This window comes from Frankia sp. CcCS3 (genome assembly GCF_977927575.1).
The window spans coordinates 6379-9856 of record NZ_CDWRCL010000170.1; the positions used below are offsets into that span (position 1 = coordinate 6379).

At 61.2% G+C, this 3478-nt stretch carries 3 protein-coding genes; 1 reads left to right on the plus strand and 2 read right to left on the minus strand.

Annotated elements, in window-relative coordinates:
• Window positions 1-309: 309 nt before the first annotated feature.
• Together AC08OQ_RS14390 and AC08OQ_RS14395 are read right to left on the minus strand one after the other, a co-directional pair.
• On the minus strand, window positions 310-1416 hold the full coding sequence (locus AC08OQ_RS14390) for an aminotransferase class I/II-fold pyridoxal phosphate-dependent enzyme (protein WP_476600033.1): 1107 nt from the start codon (window positions 1414-1416) through the stop codon (window positions 310-312).
• Window positions 1413-2636: a hypothetical protein gene (locus AC08OQ_RS14395; RefSeq protein ID WP_476604942.1), complete on the minus strand. Its 1224-nt coding sequence runs from the start codon at window positions 2634-2636 to the stop codon at window positions 1413-1415. The genes AC08OQ_RS14390 and AC08OQ_RS14395 overlap by 4 nt, the downstream gene beginning before the upstream one ends.
• A 225-nt stretch (window positions 2637-2861) precedes the next feature.
• On the opposite strand from AC08OQ_RS14395, the gene AC08OQ_RS14400 reads away from it, so the two are divergent.
• Entirely contained in the window at window positions 2862-3308 is a 447-nt protein-coding gene (locus AC08OQ_RS14400) for a transposase (protein ID WP_476604943.1), read from the plus strand.
• Window positions 3309-3478 lie beyond the last annotated feature (170 nt).

Below are 3478 nucleotides of genomic sequence, written 5' to 3' on the forward strand. Positions count from 1 at the left end.
TGGAGGGTTCGAAACGCGCAAGTTATTTCATTTCGACTCCAAAGTAGCTTCCAGGCGTGAATCCGGCTAGCCCCACGACACCCCCGGGCCGCAGTACCCGGCGTGCTTCCGCGATAGCGATATCCGGTCACGGCGTCCAGCACAGCCTTGCCGGGTTGAATGTCATCGCTCTGGCACAGGTGTTCAGCGATCGGCATTACGCGTGTGGCAAGTTTAGCGTAATCTCCTTGTGCCCAGGTCTCGCGAACATAGTCCTTGTATGCGGCGGCGACGGTTTCCCTTATCATCGGATACCTTCCGTGATCGCATTTATTGTATGGCGTCAAAATCCGTCAGCGCCTGGACAACTTGATGCAGCAGGGATACCGGCGCGGCGGTGAACTGAAGTAGTGACGCGAAGCCTACGCAATCTGCATGAGAACGGACAATCACGCCTTTCCTGATGAGATGCTCTTTGAGACAGCGTGCATCGTCCGGTTCGCCGACATCCACGGTGAGAAAGTTGGCGTCACTTGGCAACGGCGAAATGCTTTTCTCCATGCCGGCCACCTGGCCGGCAAGCCACTCGCGCCCGTCGACGATGTCTTTCCGGATCGAGTCGAGCTCCTTCTTGTGGTTACGGCACATTTCAAGTGCCACCCAGGCAGTAACGCCGGACACAGCGCGAGCCCGACCCCATTTGCGGAGGTACTCTACAATCGATGGCGCGCCGATGGCGTAACCCAGACGCATCCCGGCCAGCCCGGCACTCTTGGAAAACGATCCGATCCTTAGCACGTTGTCACATCCGCAGAAGTGCCGGGGTCTGCCTTCCCCACGAAAGGCTTGATAACACTCATCGATCACGAGCAGATTTCCATGATGATCGGCCACCGCGGCAAGGGCCATCATGGCCTCTTCGTCGAGGGACCTGCCCAGCATGCCGTGCGGGTCCGTCACGACGAGGACGGTCGACGGCCTGCGTTCCATCGCCCGCATGGCGTCGTCCACCACGAAGGACAGCTCGCCGGGCCGCGGCAGCCAAGGAAGAACGTTGATGCCTCGCAGTTGGGCGTGATACCGGTAGGCCGGATAGGTGGGATCCTGCAGGATCAAGGAGCCTGGTCTGGCGGCACACGCGTCGATGATCACTCCTATCGCGTCGTCGGATCCGGGGAAGATCTCCAATTCCTCAGGAGAGCAGTCCACAACATCGGCCAGTTCGGTGATGAGTTCTGAGTAGATCGGGTATCTGGTCGCGGCCGTCGGTGGAATTTTCTGCAGCACCGTGGCCATCAACGGATCGAGCGCTGGGTGGATCAGTTCGTTGCGCGAGAGGTCCAAAACATTGCGGGGATGGGAGCGCCGTTCAGGAGCGGCCAAGCTGCTTAGCCGCGGGTCGAGGTACCACTGGTCCGACGTCGTGAAACCCGTCATTTCTCGGCCACCGCCTTGTCTGCGAAGTAACTGCCTAGGCAATGGCCGATGAATCGCTCCACGCATCGACGTTTACGGCGAGCTTCAAGGTCACGGCCCGAAGCAAGCGAGTGCGCTACTTTGACGTCGGTTTCCTCGTGGCAGCGCAAGTAATCTGTCGCATAATGCAGCCCGCTGAATGACACCGATCCGCCAGTGTCGATATTCCACTCGTGTACAGCCAATGCCATCTGTGCCAGCTCGTTGTCTATCGTCCGTGCGCCTAGCAGTCGCGCGACCTCACGCTGGACGTGATCCTCCTCCAGCACCGTCGGCACCGATATATGGAGGCCACTGTCCAGCGCCGGAACTCGATCGAGAAGCAGATTCGGCGGCCCGTCCGATATCTGGCGCACCCGTACGCCGGAGAGCAACCCGTATCGCGAGGGCACGAAAAGTCTGTTGTAGATATCCTTCGGTTCGTCGAGTGCCCCCAACTTCCCTACATAAATGATCTCGCGGACACCAAATTTGCAGCATTGCCGCGCCAGCCGGCCACCGATAGATCCCCAGTAACTGAACCGCACCCCCAGCAAGGTGATTCGCCGGCCCCTTGGTCGGCTGAAGGTCGAGGCAACATAATACGATGTCTCCTGATGCCCGATACGGTAATAACCAGCATCACTAAGAATGTCGGAAAGCAATTCAATCTTGCCGAATACGACAGTTTCAGCACCGTTGACGAGCGATTCATTAATCCCCGTCCATTCGGCGATTGAATGCTCCGCATCCGGATAATACCACACCCGCAGCAACTGCTCGGTATGGCGAGTGTACCGGTTCATCACGTGTGCGACAAGGCTGGCGTAGTGAATCACGTAGTCACGTCCTGGAGGCACCGCTATACATAGCACCTCCCGGCCGTAAGGATCGTGTGCTTTGAACAGTTCAGGCCGCACGCCGTTAAGTATCTTGTCTGGCTGCTGATTCGAGCCGAGCGGCTGTTGCACCCGTCGGCCCAACGCCGTGGCAACCAAAGTGAAATGGGCCGGGTACACACCGTGGACCTCGATGGGCATCCTCCGCGCGACCGCTCCGCGAATCAGCTCGGTCGAAACTCGCTGATCAACGTAAGGATCAAGGTCTTCTGCCATCGTGTGGTCGCTCGGTCGAGCCATGGGTACCCGGTTCGTCGGGTATCTTTCCCGCCGAGAGTAGATGGTGATCAGCGAGGCATCCATCTTTATCTGTGCCTCCTGCCAATCCGGTCCCTGCCGGATTGGCAGGAGGACAACCCATTCGGTCCATTCGGTCAGAGCCTGTTTTAGATCTTCTTGTGTGTACGGAGCGCGATGGAAGGCTGGTGTGGATGTTGGTGGGGTTGGGGTGGGGGTGAGGGCGGCGGGGGCTGGCCGTGGTAGGTACATACCGGTACTGGTCGGGTCTGGGCGACGCCGGGTGGGTGGTTGCCGAAGCGGTGTTGCCGCCGGTGCCGAGGGGCGGCCGGCCCGGGGCGGGCCCGCCGGGGCATCGTGGGCGCCTTCCGGTACGTGGCCTGCAACGGGATCGTGTGGCGGGCGCTGCCGGCGGGCTTCCCGGCGTGGCGGGCGGTCTGCGGCTTCTTCGACCGGTGGAAGGACAAGGGCGTGACCGCCAGGGTCCAGGGCGCGTCGCGGGGCGGGGTCCGGCCCGCGGGGGTCATGGACCATCCTGAAGGCCACCGTCGAGACCGCCCGGGAGAACCCCGGCCGGAAAATCTCCGGGGCCCTGGCCCTGCCGGGACGAGGGGTGGTCGAACGCACCCTCGGCTGGCTCACCGCTCACCGGCGGCTTGCCCGCGGCTCCCGCGGCTATGGACGTCATCCCGCCACCTCCGAATCGTTCATCCACATCGTTCATCCGCTGGGCGATAGTCCGTCCGAGCTCTTCCGGCCGGGAGGCTTTGCCGCCCTTCCAAAAACGCTACGAACTAGCCGGCAAGTCGGCAAGTTTTGTGAATAAATGGTTTTTTGCGCATTCTGCGCAGACGAGGAGCTGGCCCGCACCGGCGAGCAGCGCCGCCAGGACCGCGACCGCCAGCCCA

Bases quoted from the DNA above. Each gene is read 5' to 3' on its own strand.
- AC08OQ_RS14390 (WP_476600033.1), bottom strand. From the start codon at position 1,416: ATGACGGGTTTCACGACGTCGGACCAGTGGTACCTCGACCCGCGGCTA.
- AC08OQ_RS14395 (WP_476604942.1), bottom strand. From the start codon at position 2,636: ATGGATGCCTCGCTGATCACCATCTACTCTCGGCGGGAAAGATACCCG.